17 protein-coding genes are annotated in these 22,455 nt (G+C 63.7%); 13 read left to right on the forward strand and 4 right to left on the reverse strand.

The window, feature by feature from the left end:
- The first annotated feature begins 94 nt into the window (after positions 1-94).
- Positions 95-1,633 carry a DHA2 family efflux MFS transporter permease subunit gene (locus tag IHE39_RS03365; RefSeq protein WP_192565502.1) on the forward strand — a complete coding sequence of 513 codons (1,539 nt, stop codon included), beginning with the start codon at positions 95-97 and terminating at the stop codon, positions 1,631-1,633.
- Positions 1,634-1,694: 61 nt separating this feature from the next.
- Here the strand turns inward: IHE39_RS03365 and IHE39_RS03370 are convergent, their stop codons facing one another.
- Complete coding sequence (locus IHE39_RS03370) at positions 1,695-3,674, reverse strand: pilus assembly protein (protein WP_192565503.1); 1,980 nt, start codon at positions 3,672-3,674, stop codon at positions 1,695-1,697.
- A gap of 265 nt (positions 3,675-3,939) precedes the next feature.
- Here IHE39_RS03370 and IHE39_RS03375 point away from each other — a divergent pair, with 265 nt between their 5' ends.
- Positions 3,940-4,800, forward strand: a complete 861-nt coding sequence (locus tag IHE39_RS03375) for a TIGR01459 family HAD-type hydrolase (RefSeq protein WP_192565504.1) — start codon at positions 3,940-3,942, stop codon at positions 4,798-4,800.
- A gap of 8 nt (positions 4,801-4,808) precedes the next feature.
- Entirely contained in the window at positions 4,809-5,792 is a 984-nt protein-coding gene (locus IHE39_RS03380) for a bifunctional riboflavin kinase/FAD synthetase (RefSeq protein ID WP_192565505.1), read from the forward strand.
- Positions 5,793-5,961: 169 nt separating this feature from the next.
- Here the strand turns inward: IHE39_RS03380 and IHE39_RS03385 are convergent, their stop codons facing one another.
- Complete coding sequence (locus tag IHE39_RS03385; protein WP_246485373.1) at positions 5,962-6,528, reverse strand: HdeD family acid-resistance protein; 567 nt, start codon at positions 6,526-6,528, stop codon at positions 5,962-5,964.
- A 213-nt stretch (positions 6,529-6,741) separates the two neighbouring features.
- Here IHE39_RS03385 and IHE39_RS03390 point away from each other — a divergent pair, with 213 nt between their 5' ends.
- From IHE39_RS03390 to IHE39_RS03400, 3 genes are all read left to right on the forward strand, one after another.
- The gene (locus tag IHE39_RS03390) at positions 6,742-7,545 is read left to right on the forward strand and encodes a MipA/OmpV family protein (protein WP_192565506.1); all 804 of its coding nucleotides are present in this window, start codon (positions 6,742-6,744) and stop codon (positions 7,543-7,545) included.
- A 230-nt stretch (positions 7,546-7,775) separates the two neighbouring features.
- The gene (gene ileS, locus IHE39_RS03395) at positions 7,776-10,697 is read left to right on the forward strand and encodes an isoleucine--tRNA ligase (RefSeq protein ID WP_192565507.1); all 2,922 of its coding nucleotides are present in this window, start codon (positions 7,776-7,778) and stop codon (positions 10,695-10,697) included.
- Between the two features lie 186 nt (positions 10,698-10,883).
- Complete coding sequence (locus tag IHE39_RS03400; protein ID WP_184768701.1) at positions 10,884-11,501, forward strand: hypothetical protein; 618 nt, start codon at positions 10,884-10,886, stop codon at positions 11,499-11,501.
- 224 nt (positions 11,502-11,725) lie between these two features.
- On the opposite strand, the gene IHE39_RS03405 is transcribed toward IHE39_RS03400, so the two are convergent.
- Positions 11,726-12,178, reverse strand: coding sequence for a deaminase (locus IHE39_RS03405; RefSeq protein ID WP_192565508.1), 453 nt, complete (start codon positions 12,176-12,178; stop codon positions 11,726-11,728).
- 76 nt (positions 12,179-12,254) lie between these two features.
- Between IHE39_RS03405 and IHE39_RS03410 the strand changes: the two genes are divergently transcribed.
- The 5 genes from IHE39_RS03410 to IHE39_RS03430 all read left to right on the forward strand — a co-directional run bounded on the left by IHE39_RS03410 (position 12,255) and on the right by IHE39_RS03430 (position 18,685).
- Positions 12,255-14,465 carry a pseudouridine synthase gene (locus IHE39_RS03410; protein ID WP_192565509.1) on the forward strand — a complete coding sequence of 737 codons (2,211 nt, stop codon included), beginning with the start codon at positions 12,255-12,257 and terminating at the stop codon, positions 14,463-14,465.
- On the forward strand, positions 14,465-15,019 hold the full coding sequence (gene rsmD, locus IHE39_RS03415; RefSeq protein WP_192565510.1) for a 16S rRNA (guanine(966)-N(2))-methyltransferase RsmD: 555 nt from the start codon (positions 14,465-14,467) through the stop codon (positions 15,017-15,019). The genes IHE39_RS03410 and rsmD overlap by 1 nt, the downstream gene beginning before the upstream one ends.
- A 113-nt stretch (positions 15,020-15,132) precedes the next feature.
- Positions 15,133-16,506 carry a M16 family metallopeptidase gene (locus IHE39_RS03420; protein WP_192565511.1) on the forward strand — a complete coding sequence of 458 codons (1,374 nt, stop codon included), beginning with the start codon at positions 15,133-15,135 and terminating at the stop codon, positions 16,504-16,506.
- Between the two features lie 5 nt (positions 16,507-16,511).
- Positions 16,512-17,867, forward strand: a complete 1,356-nt coding sequence (locus tag IHE39_RS03425) for a M16 family metallopeptidase (RefSeq protein ID WP_192565512.1) — start codon at positions 16,512-16,514, stop codon at positions 17,865-17,867.
- Positions 17,864-18,685 (forward strand): patatin-like phospholipase family protein, encoded by an 822-nt coding sequence (locus tag IHE39_RS03430; protein WP_192565513.1) that lies wholly within the window; start codon positions 17,864-17,866, stop codon positions 18,683-18,685. The genes IHE39_RS03425 and IHE39_RS03430 overlap by 4 nt, the downstream gene beginning before the upstream one ends.
- 24 nt (positions 18,686-18,709) lie before the next feature.
- Here IHE39_RS03430 and IHE39_RS03435 read toward each other — a convergent pair whose 3' ends face one another.
- On the reverse strand, positions 18,710-20,140 hold the full coding sequence (locus IHE39_RS03435; protein ID WP_184768708.1) for an MATE family efflux transporter: 1,431 nt from the start codon (positions 20,138-20,140) through the stop codon (positions 18,710-18,712).
- Between the two features lie 144 nt (positions 20,141-20,284).
- On the opposite strand from IHE39_RS03435, the gene IHE39_RS03440 reads away from it, so the two are divergent.
- Entirely contained in the window at positions 20,285-21,628 is a 1,344-nt protein-coding gene (locus IHE39_RS03440) for a TldD/PmbA family protein (protein ID WP_192565514.1), read from the forward strand.
- A complete protein-coding gene (locus IHE39_RS03445) occupies positions 21,615-22,421 on the forward strand; it encodes a 3'(2'),5'-bisphosphate nucleotidase CysQ (protein ID WP_192565515.1) in 807 nt (268 codons plus the stop codon). The genes IHE39_RS03440 and IHE39_RS03445 overlap by 14 nt, the downstream gene beginning before the upstream one ends.
- The last annotated feature ends 34 nt before the right edge of the window (positions 22,422-22,455 follow it).

The following is a 22,455-nucleotide window of genomic DNA, read 5'->3' on the forward strand; positions in this document are numbered from 1 at the left end:
TGAATTTTTGAAGTCGATCCGGCCGCGCTGATGCGGCCGGCACTCCGGCTTCTGGTCGCCGCTTGACGACCACCAGGTCCCAAGGGTTGGTCGAATGAGCCAGTCAGCAGCAAAATCCCTCACCGAGGTGCCGCATCGCGGCCTGATCACCGTTGCCATCATGTTGGCGACGGTGATGCAGGTGCTCGACACAACCATCGCCAATGTCGCGCTGCCTTCGATGGTCGGCGATCTCGGCGCGTCCCAGGACACCATCAACTGGGTGCTGACCTCCTACATCGTCGCCGCCGCCATCATGACGCCGCTGACCGGCTGGATGTCGGATCGTTTCGGCCGCAAGGAGCTGTTCCTTGTTTCGGTCGTCGGCTTCACCATCATGTCGATGCTCTGCGGCGTGGCCTGGAGCCTTGAGACGATGGTGCTGTTCCGCGTCCTCCAGGGCGTGTTTGGCGCGGCGATCGTGCCGCTGAGCCAGACCTTTCTGCTCGACATCAATCCCAAGGAGCGCCACGGCCAGGCCATGGCGCTGTGGGGCGCCGGCATCATGGTCGGCCCGATCATCGGCCCGACGCTTGGCGGTTGGCTGACCGAGAGCTTCAATTGGCGCTGGGTGTTCTTCATCAACCTGCCGGTCGGCATCGTCGCGTTCCTGGGCTCGGCCGCCTATCTGCCGGCCATCGGCAAGCGCCTGCGCGGTTTCGACTTCTTCGGCTTTGCCATGCTGTCGCTCGGCGTCGGCGCGCTCCAGCTGATGCTCGACCGGGGCGGCGAGGTCGACTGGTTCTCGGCCGTCGAGATATGGATCGAACTCGGGCTCGCCATCACCGGCTTCTGGGTCTTCGCCGTCCATATGGCGATGTCTGAGAATACCTTCCTCGACCCCAAGATCTTCACCGACCGCAACTTCGTCACCGGGCTGGTGTTCATCTTCGTCATCGGCGTGATCCTGCTGGCGAGCCTGGCGCTGCTGCCGCCGATGCTTTCGCGCATCTATGGCTATCCGACCATCACCACCGGCCTGGTCATGGCGCCGCGCGGTGTCGGCACGATGATCTCGATGCTGCTCGTCGGGCGCCTGGTGCGCATGGTCGACAACCGCTACCTGGTCGTCGCCGGGCTGCTGCTGACCGCACTTTCGCTCTACTACATGACCGGTTTCACGCCGCAGATGGATGCGTTCCTGATCGTCTCGACCGGTGTCGTTCAAGGGCTGGGACTGGGGCTTGTATTCGTGCCGCTGTCGACGGTGGCGTTCGCGACGCTGGCGCCGCAGCACCGCACGGACGCCGCGAGCCTGTTCAGTCTGGTCCGCAACATCGGCTCGTCGATCGGCATTTCGATCGTCACGGTGCTGTTGACGCGCAATGTCCAGATCAACCACGCCGAGCTGTCGACGAACATCACCCCGTTCAACCCCAACCTCATGGCGTTGTCGCCGGGAGCGGTGGCGGGCAATCCGACAGCGCTTTCGCAAGTCGACGGGCTGGTCAACATCCAGTCGCTGATGATTTCCTACATCGACGACTTCAAGCTGATGATGATCGTGTCGCTATGTGCCATTCCGCTGGCGCTGCTGCTGCGCAAGCCAAAGGTGCAGGTAACAGGCGGGGCTCCGGCAGCGCATATGGACTGACAGGAAAAGGCGCCGTCCTCAAGGGCTGGCGCCTTTTATCATCTCCATTCAGTGCCGCCGGTCAGCCGACGATGCGCAGGTTCGACAGCTCGTCGGCGATTTCCTTGAACACCTGCATCAGATTGGCGCCGGTGGCGTTCCAATAGAGCTTCTTGCCGACGGTCGTGCGGGAATAGGACGCGCAGGCCTTCATCGCGTCGATCGCCTTCTTTTCGGCGGTCTTGCTTTCGCTGAGGTCGAGTGAAACGGTCATGACGACGACGGCGTCATTGCCTTCGCCTGTCACCTTGCGGGCATTCGGGCCTTTGGCGTTGGCGCACACATTCTGCATCTGCTCGTCCATCGCCGCCTGGAAGTTGTCGCTGGCATAGGTCGATTTGCTCACAGACGAACTGGTGCCCATGAAGATGCGCGAGGTGGTTCCGCCGTCATATCCCTTGCCGGCATAGCCATAGGCGGCATAGGTCGAGCGGTTGTTGGCATAGCTCGAGTCGCCGAAGGGACTGTAGGTGTTGGCGCCGTCGGTCAGCACGATCACCACCTTGTCGTTGCCCTTTTCCGATTCCGACCTGCCTCCGGTGAAAGGAGCAGTGCTCGAGACGACCCTCCAGCCCCAGGCCGTTCCTTCCGGTACGTTGGTGTTGCCCGACGGTCCCATCTCGTCGATGGCCTTCTTGATCTCGTCCTTGCCGCCGGTCACGCTGATGTCAGTCAGCGGGGTGATCGGATTGGTTGTGCAGGAGTAGTTCGGACCATTGCCGTCAGGGGCGGCCGCCGCGTCGTAGGGCTTGATGCGAAAATACTTCCGCATGTCGGCCTGCCTGGGCTTGGTCGTCGTGTTTTCCCAGTCCGCCCACCAGTCGTTGTCGTAGTTCCAGTTGTCGGTGTTCAGGTCGGGAATGCCGTCATCATTCAGGTCGGTCCACAGATGCCTTGCCTCGTCGGGCGCAAACATGGGAACAAAAAGCGTTTCCGGATTTGTCGAAATTGCTGGCGCGTCGTTGGTGTTGTAGGGCCCCGGCCGTGCTTCGACGCAACCCTGCCAGCTGGTATACTGGGTAACTGTGAATTCGTACTCTGGTTCGTTGGTGTATTCGCGGCACCTGCCGCTACTGTAGCGCTTGCAAACGCGCCTGACGGTGTTTGGTATAGCCTCGCGGTCCGTTTGCGCGATCATGTCTTGATACAGACTGAACCGGGTGAGCGGCTCGCCCGCCTGCACTCCCCAGCCGGTCCCTTTCTTGCGCCACATTCCGCCCGAATATTCGGCAAACTTCTCGCCGATCTGGGCAATGTCGGCGCTGGTCATGTTGGCCTGTGTCATCTTCGACCAGTCGAAATTCTCGTGATGGACGGGCGAAAGCCCGTTCGTGTCCATCCACGACTGGTCGTCATTGTCAGGCGCGATGTTCACCGAGGCGGCAAAAGGCACCAGGCCGAACTGCACCGGCTTGTCGATCTGCTTCATCGCGGCGGCCTGCTCGGCCATCTTGTCGACCAACTGCTTGGACGCTGCCTTGAGCAGGTCGATGCGCTTCTGGCCGGTACCTGATCCCAGATAGCTCATCGATCCCGAATTATCGAGGACAAGGGCAACCTCCAGAGTGTTCTTCAGGCGTATTTCGGATTTTACGGAGAAATCCATCTGGTTCGACCCGCTGCCCTTGCCAAGCAATGCGGCCGCTGCCGGAACGAAGTACGGATCGTATTTGAGATTTGCCTCCAGCTTCAGCGTGCCGCCGCCCGAATTGTTGTTGGGCAGAGTTACCACGAGCGTGGTGTTCGATGGCTTTACCGGGCCGAGATTGGCCTTGAAGAAGTCGTTGGCATAGGCCTTGAGCTGGTCGTCGGTAGCACCCTCGATGATACGCCGGGCTGTTGCTATGCCCGCCGCATCGAGGGCGTTTCGAGTGATCTCGCGCTGGCGCGACATTTCCGAATAGTCGATGGCGAGGGCCAGCCCACCCATGATTGGTATCATTGATGCGACTGTGAGGATCGCATAGCTGCCGCGCCGGTCGCGCAAGAAATTGCGGATCATGGAATGGTGCCCCTGAGCTCAACCGGGGCAAATTCGCACACAACCATTAAATTTGCGGTTCCTAATCTACCGAGAAATCGCAGGTCCGGGTTAGGCGTTCGTTTACCGTGCGTGGTCACAGGGGCCGACTGCTGCGATCGGCGATGCCTCTCAGACGTAGGTGGCTCAGGTGAAAGCTGGTGACAGGACGGGCCGGTTCGGATAATTCCGGGCTGCTTGGCCGTTCAGCCAAAGTCTCCCGCTGGGATTGATCGAAGGACAGACAATGGCAGGCTTGCCGCAATCAATCGCGTCGCTCGAAGCGCTCACCGGCCGCTATCAGGCATTGCTCTGTGATGTCTGGGGCGTCATCCACAATGGTGTCGACGCCTTCCCGGAAGCGGCTGCGGCGCTCAAGGCAGCACGCGAGAAGGGCGTCGCCGTCGTTCTGATCACCAATGCGCCGCGTCCGCGCGCCGGTGTGATCGCTCAGCTGGCAACGCTTGGCGTGCCTGAAACCGCGTGGGACCGGGTCGTGACCTCGGGCGATGTCACACGCGACCTGATCCGCTCGGGTCCGCGCCGCGTCTTCCACATTGGCCCCGATCGCGATTTCCCGATCTATGATGGTCTCGATGTGGATCTGGTCGAGGAGTTCGAGGCCTCGGTTGTGGTTTGCACCGGACTTTTCGACGACGAGACCGAAACGCCCGACGATTATGCCGAGATGCTGCGCCGTCTGCGCGCCCGCAACTTGCCGTTCATCTGTGCCAACCCTGACATCGTCGTCGAGCGCGGCCACGAGCTGATCTGGTGCGCCGGTGCCCTGGCCCGCGACTATGGCCAACTTGGCGGGCGCACCTTGGTGTCGGGCAAGCCGCATCGGCCTATCTACGAGGCAGCATTGGCGGCCGCGGGCGAAGTGCTTGGCCGTGAGGTCAAGCTGACTGATGCGCTGGCCATCGGCGACGGCATGTTCACTGACGTCAAGGGCGCGGCCGACAACGGTATCGACGTGCTTTATGTCTCGGGCGGCATCCATGCCCGCGACTATGGCGAAGCGCACTCGCCCGACCCCGAAATGCTGGCGGCATTCCTCGACAAGCATGGCTATTCGCCAGTGGCGACCATCCCCAGGCTGCGGTAAGCACAACGATGAACCAGAGCTTTCTTCGCATTTCGGGGGAAGAACCGTTGCCTGCGTGGTTGCGCGGCAGCGTCGTTGCCATCGGCAATTTCGACGGCATCCATCGTGGCCACCAGGCCGTGCTCGAGCGTGCGCTTGAAGAGGCGCGCCGACGCGGCGTGGCAGCCCTTGTGCTGACTTTCGAGCCGCATCCGCGAAAGGTGTTTCTGCCCGAGGTTCCGTTGTTTGTTCTGACGCCGCCGCCGGTCAAGGCGCGGCTGATCGAGGCGCTCGGCTTTGCCGGCGTCGTTGAAACGCCGTTCACGCGCGAATTCGCCAGCCTGTCGGCTGAGGATTTCGTAACCTCCATCCTAGAACAGCGGCTGGGCATCAGCCACGTCGTCACCGGTTTCGATTTCCACTTTGGCAAGAACCGCCAGGGCGGACCCGCCTTCCTGATGGAGGCGGGCGAGCGTCATGGCTTCGGCGTGACGCTTGTCGACGCCTTCCGCGACGAAGGCACTGAGATCATCTCGTCGAGCCGCATCCGCGAGTTGCTGTCGCAGGGCGAGGCGGCGGAAGCGGCCGGTCTGCTCGGCTATCGCTACACCGTCGAGGCGGAGGTCGTCGGCGGCGCGCAGCTTGGCCGCACGCTGGGCTTTCCGACCGCCAACACGCGGCTGTCTGCCGAGACCGGCTTGAAGGAAGGCATCTATGCCGTCCGTTTCCGCCGCGCCGACGGCTCGTTGCATGACGGCGTGGCAAGTTTTGGCCGACGCCCGACGGTCGGCGACAATCTCGCGCCGCTGCTTGAAACCTTCGTCTTCGATTTTTCCGGCGACCTCTATGGCGAGGTCGCTGCGGTGTCGCTGTTCGGCTACCTCAGGGGCGAGGTCAAGTTCGACGGCCTCGATGCGCTCGTCGTCCAGATGAAGCAGGATGAGGCCGAGGCGAGGGCGCTGCTGCAAGGCGTGCGCCCGCTCTCCGAGCTCGATCAGGCGATGGCGTTCTAGCGCAATTCCAGGAAAAGTGTGACGCGGTTTTCCGTCCGGAATTGCGCAAAGAGAGAGCAATTCCAGGAAAAGTGTGACGCGGTTTTCCGTCCGGAATTGCGCAAAGAGAGAGCAATTCCGGGAAAAGTGTGACGCGGTTTTCCGTCCGGAATTGCGCAAAAACAAGGCTCTATCCGTTGGCGTTCTTCGCGCCTAAGCCGAAGGCGATGTAGCTGATGCCTTGGAAGATCAGATCGATCGCCAGGAAGGCGCCCAGCACGATCAGGCTGTTCACCGGCCAGCCGATGGCGATGACGATGCCGGCGAGCAACGTCACCACGCCTGCGGCGACGATCCAGCCCCAGCTCGACAAAAGGCCTCTTCCCTTGATGCCCATCCAGATGCGCATCAGGCCCGAAGCGACGAGGCTGGCGGCCAGGAACAATGTCAGGATGGCCGACGCCAAAAGCGGGTTGCTGAAAGCCAGGAAGCCGGCAACGATGTAGAGCACGCCGCCGAGCAGCCAGAGCAGGAAGCCGCCCCAGTTCTTTATGCCGAAGGCGTGGATGATTTCGAAGACGCCGGCCAGGATCATCAGCCAGCCGACGAAATAGACCGACGCAACGGTCGCGATCATCAGGTTGCCGGCAGCGACGACCCCCAGCACGGTGAGTGCTACGCCGAGCAGCACGAACCAGCCCCATTTGGAGCGCAACGCGGCGACGTCGCCTTGCGGCATCTGATCGGAAATTGCCATCGAACCCGTCTCCCTGATTTGAACAAGTCTCAATAACGGTGGCACTGCGCCTGACAGGGAGGCTAGTCTTGGCAGACGAGTCGGTCCAGTGGCGGGCAACCGGAGAGGGAAATAAACGTCAGTGCGAAGGATCGAATTTAATTCAAATTTTACATTGTTTGCGTCAAACCGAATGGTCCTGGCGATTGGGTTCGTAGCGTACGCGGGGTTGTGATGAGGTCTTTCGGTCGTATTTCCGCAGCGGTTTCCGCTCTTGCTCTGGTCAGTGGACCGGCGATGGCAGGCGAGGGCGCTTTCGGCTTTCTCTCCGGCGACTGGTATCTGACGCTCGGCGCCACCGGCATGGTTGCGCCCCGCTTCGAGGGCTCCAAGAAGTATCTGTTCAGCGCCCAGCCGATCATTTCGCTCGGCAAGGCCGGCAATGACGTGCGCTTCTCCTCGCGCAACGACAACATCTCGCTGGCGCTGATCGACGATGGCGGTGTCCGCGCCGGCCTGAACGGCAAGATCATCTTCGGCCGCGACGCCGAGCATGAGCTGCAGGGGCTGCACGACGTGCGCTGGGGCGGCGAAATCGGCGGCTTCTTCGAATTCTATCCCACCGACTGGATGCGCGCCCGCGCCGAGGTTCGCCACGGCATCCGCGCCCATAGCGGCATCGTCGCCGATATCGCCGTCGATGCCTTCCACGACGTCACCCCCGACATCAGGGTGTCAGGCGGCCCGCGCGTCTCCTTTGCTTCCGACGACTATTTCGACACCTATTATGGCGTCAGCGCACAGGAAGCGGCGGCCTCCGGCATCAGCCAGTACGATCCGAGCGGCGGCATGCGTTCGGCCGGCGTCGGCGGCGCGATCACCTGGAAGGCGACCGACAACGTCACCGCCAGCCTGTTCACCGAATATTCGCGTCTGATGGGATCGGCGGCGGATTCGACGATCGTCAAGGAGCGCGGTTCGCGCGACCAGCTGATGATCGGCGTGTCGACCAGCTATCGCTTCGACTTCAAGCTTTGATCGCAAGCGAATTAGGCGCTTTATTCCGCGCTCCGGCTCCGCTAAAAGCGCGGCCATGAGATTTTTCGCGCCCGTCTTCGCGACGTCGATACGAATTACGGGCCCGGCCTTCCGGGTGGCCTGAGGCTGTCCGCAAGTCCGGGACTTTTTGCCTGCGCCCACCGGCGCCTTTTCCAGATCATGACAGTTGAACGCCCGTGGCAGCTTTGCCGGGCAAGATGGCAAGACAAATGACCGATACGTTCGAAAAGATCGACTATTCCAAGACCCTTTACCTGCCGCAGACGGAATTCCCGATGCGCGCCGGCCTGCCCGAGAAGGAGCCGGTGACGGTGGCGCGCTGGCAGAAGATGGACCTCTACAAGCGCCTGCGCGAAAGTGCGGCCGGCCGCGAGAAGTATGTGCTGCACGATGGCCCGCCCTACGCCAACGGCAACATCCATATCGGCCATGCGCTGAACAAGATCCTCAAGGACGTCATCACCCGCTCGTTCCAGATGCGCGGCTACGACTCCAACTACGTGCCGGGCTGGGACTGCCACGGCCTTCCGATCGAATGGAAGATCGAGGAAAAATACCGCGCCGCCGGCAAGAACAAGGACGAGGTCGAGATCAACGAGTTCCGCAAGGAATGCCGTGAATTCGCCGCCGGCTGGATCAAGATCCAGGCCGAGGAGTTCCAGCGCCTTGGCGTCGTCGGCGACTTCAAGAACCCTTACACGACGATGAACTTCCACGCCGAGGCGCGGATCGCCGGCGAATTGCTGAAGTTCGCAAAGTCGGGCCAGCTCTATCGCGGCTCCAAGCCGGTGATGTGGTCGGTCGTCGAGCGCACCGCACTCGCCGAGGCCGAGGTCGAGTACCAGGACTATGAGAGCGACACGATCTGGGTGAAATTCCCGGTGGCGTCCGGTTCGGAAGCCCTGGCCGGCGCCCATGTCGTGATCTGGACGACCACGCCCTGGACCATCCCGGGCAACCGCGCCGTCAGCTATTCGCCGCGCATCGCCTATGGTCTCTATGAGGTCACCGCTGCCGAGAACGATTTCGGCCCGCAGCCGGGCGAGAAGCTGATCTTTGCCGCGGCCCTGGCGGACGAGGCCGCGGCCAAGGCCAAGGTGACGTTGAATCTGATCCGCAGCCTTTCGGGCGAAGAGCTTGGAATGCTTGTACTTTCGCATCCGTTCAAGGGTCTCGGCGGCGGCTACGGCTTCGCCGTGCCGATGATCGCCGGCGATCATGTCACCGACGATGCCGGCACCGGCTTCGTGCACACCGCACCGGGCCACGGCCGCGAGGACTTTGAAGCCTGGATGGATGCGGCGAAGGATCTGCGCGAACGCGGCATCGACCCGGCGATCCCGTTTACCGTCGACGATGGCGGCTTCTTCACCAAGGACGCGCCGGGCTTCGGTCCCGACCGCGAGGGCGGTGCGGCGCGCGTCATCGACGACAACGGCAAGAAGGGCGACGCCAACAAGGCCGTCATCGACGAGCTGATCAAGGCAAGCGCGCTGTTTGCGCGCGGCAGGCTCAAGCACAGCTACCCGCATAGCTGGCGTTCGAAGAAGCCGATCATCTTCCGCAACACGCCGCAGTGGTTCGTCTATATGGACAAGCAGCTCGGCGACGGCACGACGCTGCGCAGCCGCGCGCTCAAGGCCATCGACGACACCCGCTTCGTTCCCGCCGCCGGCCAGACCCGGCTGCGCGCCATGATCGAGGACCGCCCCGACTGGGTGCTGTCGCGCCAGCGCGCCTGGGGCGTGCCGATCGCCATCTTCGCCGACGCCGACGGCAACGTGCTGAACGACGAGGCGGTCAACGCCCGCATCGTCGAGGCCTTCGAAGCGGAGGGCGCCGATGCCTGGTTCGCCGAGGGGGCGCGCGAGCGCTTCCTGGGGGCGCGCGCCAACGAGGCGTGGACGCAGGTGATGGACATCCTCGACGTCTGGTTCGATTCGGGCTCGACCCATGTCTTCACGCTGGAGGATCGCCCCGACCTGAAATGGCCGGCCGACGTCTATCTCGAAGGCTCGGACCAGCATCGCGGCTGGTTCCACTCGTCGCTGCTTGAAAGCTGCGGCACGCGCGGCCGCGCGCCCTACAACACGGTCGTCACCCATGGTTTCACCATGGACGAGGAAGGCCGCAAAATGTCGAAGTCGCTCGGCAATACCGTCGTGCCGCAGGACGTCATGAAGCAGTCGGGCGCCGACATACTGCGCCTGTGGGTGATGACGACGGACTATTGGGAAGACCAGCGCCTCGGCAAGAACGTGCTGCAGACCAATATCGACGCCTACCGCAAGCTGCGCAACACCATCCGCTGGATGCTGGGCACGCTCGCCCATGACGACGGCGCTGAAGTGGCGCAGACCGAGATGCCGGAGCTGGAGCGGCTGATGTTGCACCGGCTGTCGGAGCTCGATGCCTTGGTGCGCAAGGGTTATGACGAGTTCGAGTTCAAGCGCATCACCCGCGCGCTGATCGACTTCATGGTCGTCGAGCTGTCGGCCTTCTACTTCGACATCCGCAAGGACGTGCTCTACTGCGACGCGCCGTCGAGCACCCGCCGCAAGGCAGCCGTCCAGGTCGTACGCGAACTGTTCAACTGCCTGGTCAAGTGGCTGGCGCCGATGCTGCCCTTCACCACCGAAGAGGCATGGCTCGAGCGCAACCCCGCAGCCGAGTCGGTGCATCTCGAACAGTTCCCCGAGGTGCCCGCTGCCTGGCGCGACGAAGCGCTGGCCGAGAAGTGGCGCAAGGTCCGTCAGGTGCGCAGCGTCGTCACGGGCGCGCTGGAGCTGGAACGGGCCAAGAAGACCATCGGCTCGTCGCTGGAGGCGGTGCCGGTCGTCCATATGAGCGACGCGGTGCTGGAAGAAGCCTTGGCGGGCATCGATCTGGCCGAGATCAGCATCACCAGCGATCTCGTCATCTCGCATGGGGCGGCGCCGGCCGATTCCTTCGTGTTGCGCGAAGTCCCCGGTGTCGCCGTCGTCGTCGAGAAGGCGGAAGACCGCGGACTGGTCAAATGCGCGCGTTCCTGGCGCTACACCGGCGATGTCGGCGCGGACGCGGCCTTTGCCGACGTCTCGGCGCGCGATGCCGCCGCACTGCACGAACTGCAGGCGCTTGGCCGCCTCTAACAGGTGCTGAAATGCAACGACCGGCGGACATCTCCGGCCGGTCGTTGCCCTTGACGGCCCATTAAGGTAAAAGCGCGAAACTCCGGCAGACAAATTGTCGCCGGAATTCCGTCGGATGAGCATACGGACCGGGACCCGGCTCAAGGCCGGCATCTAGCGAGAGGCGTTCGAGTGAAAATTACTGGCATGACGGACCGCATCAGCGCGCGCGGAGCTTTGCTTGCGTCGCTCGCCGTTTCCGGCCTGGCGCTTACGGGCTGCATGAGCGCGCCCACCTACGGCACCGACAAGTCGGCGACGACCCAGCTGGCGTCCGACCTGACCAACATCATGTCGTTGAAGCCGAAGACCAACAGCATCGAATACAAGCCGCGTCCGGAGCTGGTGAAGCCGAAGACCGGCCAGGTCGCCGCACTGCCGGCGCCGCAGGACAACATCGTCACCACGGCAAGCGCCGACTGGCCCGAATCGCCCGAGGCACGCCGCGCCCGCATCCGCGACGAAGCGACCAAGAATCGCGACAATCCGAACTTCGAGCCTCAGGTTGTCAACGACATGTCGGCGCTGAACGGCCCCGACATGAGCAAGTGGACCCCGGCCCAGCGCAAGATCGAGATCGAACGCCGCCTGCGCGAGAACAAGCAGGGCAGCACCACGACCCGCAAATATCTGAGCGAACCGCCGCTGGCCTACCGCCAGGCGGCAGCGTCCGCTGCCCAGGATGAGCTCGGCGAAGACGAGATCAAGAAGGAACGCCGCAAGAAGAAGCTCGCCAAGAAGAGCACCAGCTGGTGGCCGTTCTGATCCTGGCCACAGTTGCAGACTGACCGGGCGCCCTGACTGGTTCAGGGCGTTTTCGTTTTTGAGGCCTACAGCAATTCCAGGAAAAGTGTGAAGCGGTTTTCCCTAGGAATTGCGCAAAACAAAAAAGAGAAGCAAATCCAGGAAAAGTGTGAAGCGGTTTTCCGTCCGGAATTGCGCAAACAAAAGATAGAGAGGATCCGCGGTTCGAAGAAAGCGGAAACGCTCTAGTCCTCGCGCCTGTCCTTGAAGAAGCTCTTGAGCATCTCGGCGGCGCGTGTTTCGCCGATGCCGGCATAGACATCGGGTGCATGATGGCAGGTGGGGGAGGCGTAGAAGCTGATACCGCTGACCACCGCGCCGCCCTTGTCGTCGACGGCGCCGAAATAGAGCCGGCGCAGGCGGGCAAACGAGATCGCGGCGGCGCACATGGTGCAGGGTTCGAGCGTCACATAGAGGTCGAGCCCGGTCAGGCGCTCCTGGCCGAGCCGCTCGGAGGCTTGGCGGATCGCCAGTATTTCGGCATGCGCGGTGGCATCGTTGAGTTCGCGGGTCCGGTTGCCGGCACGGGCGACGATTTCGTTGCCATGCACGATGACCGCGCCGATCGGCACTTCGCCGCGTGCGGCCGCAGCTTCCGCCTCGGCAAAGGCCAATGCCATGTAATCGGGCCGTTTCACGCCTCATCCATCCTGTTACCCCTCGCTAACCCCCGAGCTTCCTGTTATCTAGCCGCCGAAAAGGGCAAAGGCCACCATGGACGACGATCGTAAGAAATTCCCCCGCAAGGGCGGGTCAAAACCGGCTGGTGCAGGCGGCCGTGACGGCGGTGCGAAGAAATTCGGCAAGCCGCGCAGCGAAGGTGCTGGCAAGCCGTTTGCGAAGAAGCCGTATTCACCGCGTCCTGCCAGTGCAGGCGGTGGCGATCGCCCGGATCGTCCCAAGCGCGATTTCGGTCCGCGCGATGACGCGCGTCCGGCAAGTGGCGAGCGCACGTTCCACAAGGGCCCGCGTCCCGAGGGCAAGCCCTACGAAAAGCGTGAGGGTGGCCGCTCCTTTGGTGGCGACAAGCCCTATCGTGCGCGTCCAGCCGCAAGTGCCGAGGGCGGAGAACGTCCCAAGCGCGAGTTCCGTCCGCGTGACGGCGAAGCGCGTCCAGCAAGCGGCGAGCGCACCTTCAACAAGGGTCCGCGCCCCGAAGGCAAGCCCTACGAGAAGCGCGAAGGCGGCCGCTCCTTTGGTGGCGACAAGCCTTATCGTGCGCGTCCAGCCGCAAGTGCCGAGGGTGGCGAACGTCCCAAGCGCGAGTTCCGTCCGCGCGACGGCGAAGCGCGCCCGGCAAGCGGCGAGCGCTCGTTCAGCAAGGGCCCGCGTGCCGAAGGCAAGCCCTACGAAAAGCGTGAAGGTGGCCGCTCCTTTGGTGGCGACAAGCCGTACCGTGCGCGTCCCGCCGAAGGCGGCGAGCGCCCGCATCGTGAATTCCGCCCGCGCGACGGCGAGGCCCGTCCCGCAAGTGGCGACCGCCCGTTCCGTTCGGGCCCGCGCCCTGAAGGCGGCAGGCCTTACGAGAAGCGCGAAGGCGGCGAGGCGAGGACGTTCCGTCCGAGGCCGGATGGCGACCGTCGCCCGTCGAGCGAGGGCTTCAAGCCGCGCCCGCGTGCTTCCGAGGATGCACCGGAGCCGGGCGAACGTATCGCCAAGCGCCTGGCACGTGCCGGCCTCGCTTCGCGCCGCGATGCCGAGGAGCTGATTTCTGCCGGCCGCGTCAAGGTCAACAACAAGATCCTGGCGTCTCCGGCGGTCAACGTCATGCCGGATGACATCATCCATCTCGACGGCATGGAAATCCCGCCGATCGAGCGCACCCGCCTGTTCCTGTTCCATAAGCCGGCAGGCGTGGTCACCACCAACCGCGATCCCGAGGGCCGCAAGACCGTCTTTGACGTGCTGCCGCAAGAGCTGCCGCGCCTGATGACCATCGGCCGCCTCGACATCAACACCGAAGGCTTGCTGCTGCTGACCAATGACGGTGGGCTGTCGCGCGTGCTCGAACTGCCGGCAACCGGCTGGCTGCGCCGCTACCGCGTGCGTGTCCATGGCAAGGTCGAGCAGAAGACGCTCGACGGTCTCAAGGACGGCATCGCCGTCGAGGGCGTATTCTACGGCTCGATCGAAGCGACGCTCGACCGCGAGCAGGGCAGCAATGCCTGGATCACCATCGGCCTGCGTGAAGGCAAGAACCGCGAGGTCAAGAACATCCTCGGCGCGCTCGGCCTCGAGGTGAACCGCCTGATCCGCATCTCCTACGGCCCGTTCCAGCTCGGCGAGCTGCCCGAGGGCCATGTCCAGGAGATCAAGGGCAAGATGCTGCGCGACCAGCTTGGCGAGCGGCTGATCGAGGAGTCGGGCGCCAATTTCGACGCCGACATCGTCAAGCCCTTCTCCAACAAGCCGACCTTCCGCAATGCAACGCCGCCCCGTGTCGAAGAGCCGGAGCGTCCAAAGTTCCAGCGCGACGGAGAACGCGGCCGTATCGGCGAGGGCGGTCTGATCAAGAACCGCAAGCGCTCCAACGAGCGTCATCGCGAGGACGTGCTTGGCCGCCTGTCGACCGAGCGGCCGAAGTTTGGCGACAAGCCCAGCTTCGGCGACAAGCCGAAGTTCGGTGATCGGCCCAAATTTGGCGACAAGCCCAAATTCGGCGACAAGCCGAAGTTCGGTGGCAAGAAGGGCGACGACCGCGAAAAGAAGCCGTTCGAAACCCCTGGTGCCCGCAAGGCCAATGTCTGGATGGCGCCTGGCGCGCGTCCGCAGAGCGAAAAGGCCAAGGCCGAAGCAGCAGCGAGGCCGCCGCGCGACAAGCCGCGCTTTGACAAGCCGCGTTCTGACAAGCCTCGCTTCGACAAGCCTAAGGGCGATGGCCCGCGTGGTGGACGGCCCGGCGGCCCACGCCGGGATCGCGGCTGATGCGGGTTGTTGGTGGCGAATTGCGCGGCAGGCCGTTGGCCACGCCGCGCGACAACGCCATTCGCCCGACCACGGATCGCACGCGCGAAGCGGTGTTCAACATGCTTGCGCATCGCTTCGGCGGCAGGCTCGAAGGCGTGCGGGTGCTTGATCTTTTTGCCGGCACCGGCGCGCTTGGCATCGAGGCGCTGTCACGCGGTGCTGCCTATTGCGTGTTCATCGAGGAATCAGCGGAAGGCCGCGGGCTCATCCGCACCAATGTCGAAAGCTTCGGCCTGACCGGAAGGACCAAGATCTTCCGCCGCGATGCGACTGGTCTGGGCGATGCGGGGACCCTTGGGCCCTTCGGTCTGGTCTTTGCCGATCCGCCCTATGGCAAGGGACTGGGCGAGAAAGCCCTGCGCTCGGCCCGCGCCGGCGGCTGGCTCGCGCCCGGTGCGCTGTGCGTTGTCGAAGAGGCGGCCGCTGCGGCTTTCGAGCCGGGGCCCGGCTTCTCCATCTTAGACGAACGTTCCTATGGCGAGACGGTGATCCGATTCATCGAAGCCGAATAGCTGTCGGCGCCCGACTTCGGCCTCTTTCGGACCGGAAGATTACGAACAATTCACTTCCCGCCGCTTTGTGCCCAAGCCTATAAGGCGGCCACGTCCACATTCAGAGGCAGTCGATGATCTTGAGATTCTTGCGGGCGAAAGCTTCGCTGCCAACCGTATTTGCCTTGGGTCTCGCCTGGACGGCACCGGTTCTGGCCGAAGCGCCGCGCAGCGACTGGAAGGTCACCAGCTTCACGCTCGCCAATGGCATGCAGGTCGTCGTCATCCCAGACCACCGCGCGCCGATCGCCACGCACATGGTCTGGTACAAGGTCGGCAGCGCCGACGAGATGCCCGGCAAGTCGGGCATCGCCCACTTCTTCGAACACCTGATGTTCAAGGGCACCACCAATCACAAGGCTGGCGAGTTCGGCCAGAAGGTCGCCGAAATCGGCGGCAGCGAGAACGCCTTCACCACTTACGACTACACCGCCTATCACCAGACGGTCACACCCGCCGCACTTGAGACCATGATGAGTTTCGAGGCCGACCGGATGCGCAATCTGGTTTTGACCGACGCGGTGATCGGACCCGAGCGTGATGTCATCCTGGAGGAGCGCCGCTCGCGCATCGAAAACAACCCCGGCGCGCTGCTCAACGAGGAAGTCGACGCGACGCTGTTCCAGAACCAGCCTTACCGAACGCCTGTCATAGGCTGGATGCACGAGATCGAAAAGCTCAACCGCGTCGACGCGACCGCCTTCTACGTCCAGTACTACGCGCCCAACAACGCGATCCTGATCGTCGCAGGCGACGTCGAGCCGGATACGGTCAAGGCGTTGGCCGAAAAGACCTATGGCAAGGTCGCGCGTGGTCCGAATCTTCCTCCACGCGTCCGCCCGACCGAGCCGGAGCAGAACACAAAGCGCACCGTCGAACTGACCGACGAGCGGGTCAGCGTGCCGAGCTTCTCCAAGGCCTGGGTGGTGCCGTCCTACCAGACGGCCGAGCCGGGCGAGGCTGAAGCGCTCGACTTGCTGTCGGAAATCCTCGGCGGTGGCAGCCGCAGCCGGCTCTATCAGGGCCTCGTGGTCAAGGACGGCATAGCCTCGTCCGCCGGCGCCTTCTTCCAGGGCACGATGGTCGACGACACCAGCTTCACCGTCTATGGCGCGCCGCGTGGCGAAGCCGGCCTGCAGCAGGTGGAAGCCGCGGTCGATGTCGAAATCCGCCGCATCATCAAGGACGGCGTGACCTCGGACGAGCTTGAAAAGGCCAAGGACCGCTTTGTCCGTTCGATGATCTTTGCCCGCGACAACCAGGCAAGCATGGCCAACATCTATGGCAGCACGCTGGCGACCGGCGGCACGGTCACCGACATCGAGCAGTGGCCAGACCGGATACGCACTGTCACCACCGACCAGATCAAGGCGGTTGCCGCCAAATATCTCAATCCCGACCACTCGGTTGCAGGCTATCTGCTGCCGGCGAAGTCCGTCGAGAAATGACCCACATGACCATGCTCACAGCAATTCGCTTCAAGGTCGTCATTTCAGCGGCGACGCTGATGCTGGCGCTGGTGTTTCTGGTGCTGCCGGCGGTGGTTGCCGCGCGCGCCGAAGTCCGCATCCAGGAGGTCAAGTCCGACAAGGGCATCACCGCCTGGCTGGTCGAGGACTATTCGGTGCCGATCATCGCCATCAAGTTCCTGTTCGACGGCGGCAGCACGCAGGACCCTATCGGCAAGGAAGGGCTCGCCAACCTGATGACCGGGCTTTTCGACGAAGGTGCTGGCGATCTCGACAGCGATGCCTTCCAGATCAAGCTCGACGAGGCCGGCGCTGAAATGGGCTTCAACGAAGGCAATGACGCGGTCGGAGGCGGCATGCGCATGCTTGCCGAGCGGCAGGACGATGCGTTCGAGCTGCTGAAGCTGGCTGTCGAGAAGCCACGCTTTGACCAGGCGCCGATCGACCGCATCCGTTCGCAGATCGTCAACGGCATCGTTGCCAATGCGCGTGATCCCGAAACCCAGGCCGCGCGCAAATGGGCCGAGGCGATCTACGGCACGCATCCTTATGCCCGGCCTGACATGGGCACCGAGAAGTCGCTGGCAACGATCACCGCGGATGACCTGCGCGCCTTCCACAAGGCCAATTTCGCCCGCGAGAACATCCATGTCGCCGTCGTTGGCGCCATCGATGCCGAAACGCTGAAGACGCGGCTCGACGAGGTGTTCGGCCAGTTGCCGGAAAAAGCTCAATTGCGTTCCGTCGAACGCGTCGAGCCAAAGCTCGACCAGACGATGCACATCGAGTACCCGCTGCCGCAGACTTCGCTGCAACTGGTCTACCCGGGCGTTGCGCGCGAGGCGCCGGACTTCCTCGCCGCTGCACTGATGGAACATATCCTCGGCGGCGGCACATTCTCGTCGCGGCTGTTCGACGAGGTGCGCGAAAAGCGCGGGCTGGCCTACAGTGTAAGCTCGGCGCTGATCAACCAGGAGCATTCGTCGTCGCTGATCATCGGCACGGCGACACGGTCGGACCGGGCAGCCGAGACGCTCGGCGTCATCCGCGAGGTGATCCGCAAGATGGCGGAGGAGGGGCCCTCCGAGGCCGAACTCGACGCGGCCAAGAAATACATGCTCGGCGCCTATGCCATCAACAATCTCGATTCCTCGGGCGCCATCGCGGGCACGCTTGTCGACCTGCAGACCGACAAGCTCGGCATCGACTACATGCAGAGGCGCATCGACCTGATCAACGCGGTCAAGCTCGACGACGTCAGGGCGGCGGCACGCAAGCTGTTGTCGGTCGAACCGGCGATCATGATCCTCGGTCCGAAATTCGGAGAGAGCAAGGGATGAGCGCCACCTTCGCACTGGCGCTCGGCGGCGGCGGGGCGCGTGGCCTCGCTCATATCCATGTCATCGAGGCGCTCGACGAGCTTGGCATCAAGCCGGTGGCAATCGCCGGTTCCTCCATCGGCGCGGTGATGGGTGCCGGCATGGCCGCCGGCCTGACCGGCAAGGAAATCCACGAGCACTCCCGGGCCGTGCTCGGCCGGCCGGCGGAGGTTGCAAGCCGCATGTGGCGTGCCCGGCCGGGCACGCTGTCGGAGATGGTCGAAAGCGGCATCCGGGTCACCCAGTTCAATGTCGAGCGCATCCTCAAATCGTTCCTGCCCGACGGCGTGCCGGCAACGTTCGAGGAACTCAAGCTGCCCTTGAAGGTGACGGCAACCGACTATTACGGCCATTGCCTGAAGGTGTTCGAGGAGGGCGAGCTGTTTTCAGCCCTTGCCGCTTCGGCGGCGATCCCGGCGGTGTTCAAGCCGGTGACGCGCGGCAACATCCTCTATATCGACGGTGGCATCTACAATCCGGTGCCGTTCGACCTGCTCGAGGGCCTGGCCGACCATGTCATTGCCATCGACGTCGTCGGTGCGCCATTCGAAAACGGGCGCAAGCAGCCCAACTCCATCGACCTGATGTTCGGCGCCAGCCAGTTGATGATGCAGTCGATCATCGCCAACAAGCTCGGCCAGAACCCGCCTGACATCTTCCTCAGGCCGCCGGTGTCGCGCTTCCGGGCACTTGATTTCCTCAAGATCGACCAGGTGATGGCCGAGACCGTGGCGATCAAGGACGAACTCAAACGCGCTGTGGACGAGATCCTTCAATAGGCCGAATGGGCCGACAGTTTCCGCCTATTGCAGGGTCGATGCCTTGCCGGTGGAGAAGGGCGACTGCGCCGCCGGAGGCGGCGCCGGCGCCGGCTGGTCCTGAGGCTGCGGTTCGCGCGCGATCGCGTTGACGACGCGGAAGCAGGTAAACATCGACACCACCCCGAACACGACCGCGCCCAGGCCCCAGCCGGCGATGACGCCGATAGCACCCCAGTAATGGGCGCCGATCCAGACGAAGGGGATGACGCCAAGCGTCGAGCGGCCCCAGTTGAACACAGTCGAGTAGGTCGGATAGCCGAGATTGTTAAAGGCAGCGCTCGACACGAAGATCGCACCGTTGAACAGGAAGCTGGCGGCGGCGAAGTGGCAGAAGAACACGATCAGTTCGCGGGCGATGCCTTCGGCCCCGAAGGCGCTGGCAATCGGATTGGCGAAGATCGCCAGCAGTGCCCAGACGGCCAGCACATAGACGATGGTAAACAGCAGGCTGTCGCGCATCGTCGTGATCAGGCGGTCGAATTTGCGGGCGCCGTAGTTTTGTCCGAGGATCGGCCCGACCGCGCCTGAAAGCGCGAAGATGACGCCGAAGGCGACCGGGACGAGGCGTCCGATGATCGCCCAGCCCGCCACCGCCTGGTCGCCGAAAGCGGCCATTTCGATGGTGACATAGGCGTTGCCGACGGGGGTCGCGACCTGGGTCAGCATTGCCGGAACGCCGATGGCGAAGAATGGACGAACAGCCTCGCGCATCCCGCTCAAATCGGGGATCTTGATCAGCTTGTGCACGACATGGGCGCCGTGCAGTCCGATGGCCAGCATCACGAAACGCGTCAGCACCGTCGAGATCGCGGCGCCATCGAGGCCGAGGTCGAAGCCGAAGATCAGGATCGGATCGAGAATGGCCGCAGCGATGCCACTGCCCAGCGTCACATACATCGCCCGGCGCGCATCGCCGACGCCGCGCAGGATGCCAGTCGTGCACATGCCGAGCGCCATAATAGGAAATGACGGCAGCACGATCTGCAGGAAGCGTGTCGACAGGTCGAGCGTGGCGCCGGTGGCGCCAAGCAGCGACAGCAGCGGGCGTAGGAATGGCATGGCGGCAAGGGTCATGACAAGCGTTGCGACACCCATGAACACCATTGATGCCCCGCCCATGCGTCGGGCTTCTTCGCGCTGGCCGCGGCCGAGGCAGCGCGCCACCAGCGCACCGCAGGCGATGGTGAAGCCGATCGAGATCGAAAGAGTAAAAAACAGCAGCGTCGAGGCAAAACCGATCGCGGCGGCCAGTTCTTCGATGCCGAGCAGCGAAATGTAGAACAGGTTGAGCGCGTCGACGATGAAAATGGCGATCAGGCCGACCGATCCGGTGCCGGTCATGACCACGACATGGCGCATGGTCGAACCGGTGGTGAATTTTGCCGGTGCCGCCGCCGAGGCCTGTGTGGACATGCGATTTCCCTAGAGATTTCGGCAGCGAAGCGCCGCATCATGGTCGTTTGACCATGCACCCGCCCATTGCACAAGCGGGTTGGGGACAATAGATGGGGTGGTACGGGCCGCGACCAACGGGCGGTTAGCAATCGGAACATGCCAATGAACGATACCAACGACGCCGCGAAACTGGCCGACCGGGTGGCGAGCCTCGTCGAGGCGGCAAAGAGGGCCGGCGCCGACGCCGCCGACGCGGTTGCGGTGCGCGGCCGCTCGACAAGCGTTTCGGTGCGTCTCGGCAAGGTCGAGGCAACTGAGGCCTCGGAGAGCGAGGACATGTCGCTGAGAGTGTTCGTCGGCCAGCGCGTCGCCAGCGTTTCGGCGACTGCCGCCTCCGATCCGCAAGTGCTGGCGGAGCGCGCCGTGGCCATGGCCAGGGTTTCGCCCGAAGATCCCTATCAGGGCCTGGCTGATGCATCATTGCTGACGCATGCACCGCGCGACCTCGATCTGTTCGACAACACCGTTGTATCCGCCGAGCGCCTCAAGGAAGACGCGCTCGCCGCCGAAGAGGCAGCGCTCGCCGTCAAGGGCGTGACCAATTCGTCCGGCGCGGGTGCCGCCGCCGGTCTTGGCGGGTTGGTGCTTGCAACGTCGCACGGCTTTGTCGGCCACTATGTCGGCTCGCGCTTCTCGCGCTCCGCCAGTGTCATCGCCGGCGAAGGCACGTCGATGGAGCGCGACTACGAATATTCGTCACGTATTCACTTCGCCGACCTCGATGCGGCTGACGAAATCGGCCGCAAGGCCGGTGAGCGTGCCGTCAAGCGGCTCAACGCGCGCAAGGCGGCAACCGGGCCCGTCGACGTGGTCTTCGATCCGCGTGTTGCGCGCGGCATCGCCGGGCACCTCGCGGGCGCCATCAACGGCGCGTCGGTCGCCCGTAAGACAAGTTTCCTGCGCGACATGATGGGCAAGCAGGTGGCTTCCGCCGCCATTACCGCCATCGACGAGCCGTTGAAGCTGCGTGGCCAGGCGTCGCGGCCGTTCGACGGCGAGGGCATCGAAGGTGCGACGCTCAAGATGGTCGACAAGGGCGTGCTCAACCATTGGTTCCTGTCGACATCGGCGGCGCGCGAACTCGGGCTCGTCACCAATGGCCGTGGCGCGCGCGGCGGCTCGTCTGTGTCGCCGTCGTCGACCAATTTCAGCATCGAGCCGGGCGAGCGCTCGCCCGAGGACATCATCCGCTCGCTCAAGCGCGGCTTCTATGTCACCGAGGTGTTCGGCCAGGGCGTCGACATGGTGACGGGCGAGTACAGCCGCGGCGCTTCCGGCTTCTGGATCGAGAATGGCGAGATCACCTGGGCGGTGTCGGAGGTGACAATCGCCTCCAACCTCAAGGATATGTTCCTGCGCATGGTGCCGGCAAGCGACATCGACCGCAATTTCGGCACTGCCGCGCCGACGCTTCTGATCGAAGGCATGACCCTTGCAGGCGACTGACAACATCGACAATTCCGACCTGAAGGCCGAGCTCGACCTGCTGCGTGCTGCTGCCACCGAGGCCGGGCGGATCGCCATGGGCTTTTTCCGGCAGAGCCCGGAAGTCTGGTTCAAGGGCGGCAATTCGCCGGTCAGCGAGGCCGATTACGCCGCCGACCACTATCTGCGTGAAACCTTGACGGCGGCCAGGCCCGATTATGGCTGGCTGTCGGAGGAAACCGCCGACAGTCCCGACCGGCTCGGCGCGCGCCGCACCTTCGTCGTCGACCCGATCGACGGCACGCGCGGCTTCGTCGAGGGGCGCACGGCATGGTGCGTCAGCGTTGCCGTCGTCGAGGCCGGCCGTTCGCTCGCCGGCGTGCTCGAATGCCCGGCGCGGCAAGAGACCTACTGGGCGGTCAAAGGCGGTGGCGCCTTTCTCAACGGCCAGCCCCTGAAGGTGCGCGAACCGGGCGAACGCATGCGTATTGCCGGTCCCAAGCCGATGATCGACAGGATGCCTGTGGGCTGGCAGGGCAGGCTCGATCGCGAGACCTACATTCCCTCGCTGGCCTATCGCGTGGCGATGATCGCCAACGGGGTGCTCGATGCGACTTTCGTCAAGCCGAATGCCCATGATTGGGACATCGCCGCTGCCGAGCTGATCCTGACCGAGGCGGGCGGCAAGCTGCTCGACCGGCATGGCAGCCGGCTCTCCTTTGCCGGCGAGGACATCGTTCACGGCGCGCTGATGGCCGGCAGCGGGACGCTGCTCGATGTCATGGCCGGGGTTCTCGCCAGCCACGACGGGTGATGATTTTACCGACTGTTCCAAAACGGCGCGCTTT

The organism is Aminobacter carboxidus, from assembly GCF_014863355.1.
Taxonomy (GTDB): domain Bacteria; phylum Pseudomonadota; class Alphaproteobacteria; order Rhizobiales; family Rhizobiaceae; genus Aminobacter; species Aminobacter carboxidus.

Bases quoted from the DNA above. Each gene is read 5' to 3' on its own strand.
- ileS (WP_192565507.1), top strand. From the start codon at position 7,776: ATGACCGATACGTTCGAAAAGATCGACTATTCCAAGACCCTTTACCTG.
- IHE39_RS03370 (WP_192565503.1), bottom strand. From the start codon at position 3,674: ATGATCCGCAATTTCTTGCGCGACCGGCGCGGCAGCTATGCGATCCTC.
- IHE39_RS03390 (WP_192565506.1), top strand. From the start codon at position 6,742: ATGAGGTCTTTCGGTCGTATTTCCGCAGCGGTTTCCGCTCTTGCTCTG.
- IHE39_RS03410 (WP_192565509.1), top strand. From the start codon at position 12,255: ATGGACGACGATCGTAAGAAATTCCCCCGCAAGGGCGGGTCAAAACCG.
- IHE39_RS03365 (WP_192565502.1), top strand. From the start codon at position 95: ATGAGCCAGTCAGCAGCAAAATCCCTCACCGAGGTGCCGCATCGCGGC.
- IHE39_RS03440 (WP_192565514.1), top strand. From the start codon at position 20,285: ATGAACGATACCAACGACGCCGCGAAACTGGCCGACCGGGTGGCGAGC.
- IHE39_RS03420 (WP_192565511.1), top strand. From the start codon at position 15,133: ATGATCTTGAGATTCTTGCGGGCGAAAGCTTCGCTGCCAACCGTATTT.
- rsmD (WP_192565510.1), top strand. From the start codon at position 14,465: ATGCGGGTTGTTGGTGGCGAATTGCGCGGCAGGCCGTTGGCCACGCCG.
- IHE39_RS03430 (WP_192565513.1), top strand. From the start codon at position 17,864: ATGAGCGCCACCTTCGCACTGGCGCTCGGCGGCGGCGGGGCGCGTGGC.
- IHE39_RS03400 (WP_184768701.1), top strand. From the start codon at position 10,884: ATGACGGACCGCATCAGCGCGCGCGGAGCTTTGCTTGCGTCGCTCGCC.
- IHE39_RS03375 (WP_192565504.1), top strand. From the start codon at position 3,940: ATGGCAGGCTTGCCGCAATCAATCGCGTCGCTCGAAGCGCTCACCGGC.
- IHE39_RS03380 (WP_192565505.1), top strand. From the start codon at position 4,809: ATGAACCAGAGCTTTCTTCGCATTTCGGGGGAAGAACCGTTGCCTGCG.
- IHE39_RS03425 (WP_192565512.1), top strand. From the start codon at position 16,512: ATGACCATGCTCACAGCAATTCGCTTCAAGGTCGTCATTTCAGCGGCG.
- IHE39_RS03435 (WP_184768708.1), bottom strand. From the start codon at position 20,140: ATGTCCACACAGGCCTCGGCGGCGGCACCGGCAAAATTCACCACCGGT.
- IHE39_RS03385 (WP_246485373.1), bottom strand. From the start codon at position 6,528: ATGGCAATTTCCGATCAGATGCCGCAAGGCGACGTCGCCGCGTTGCGC.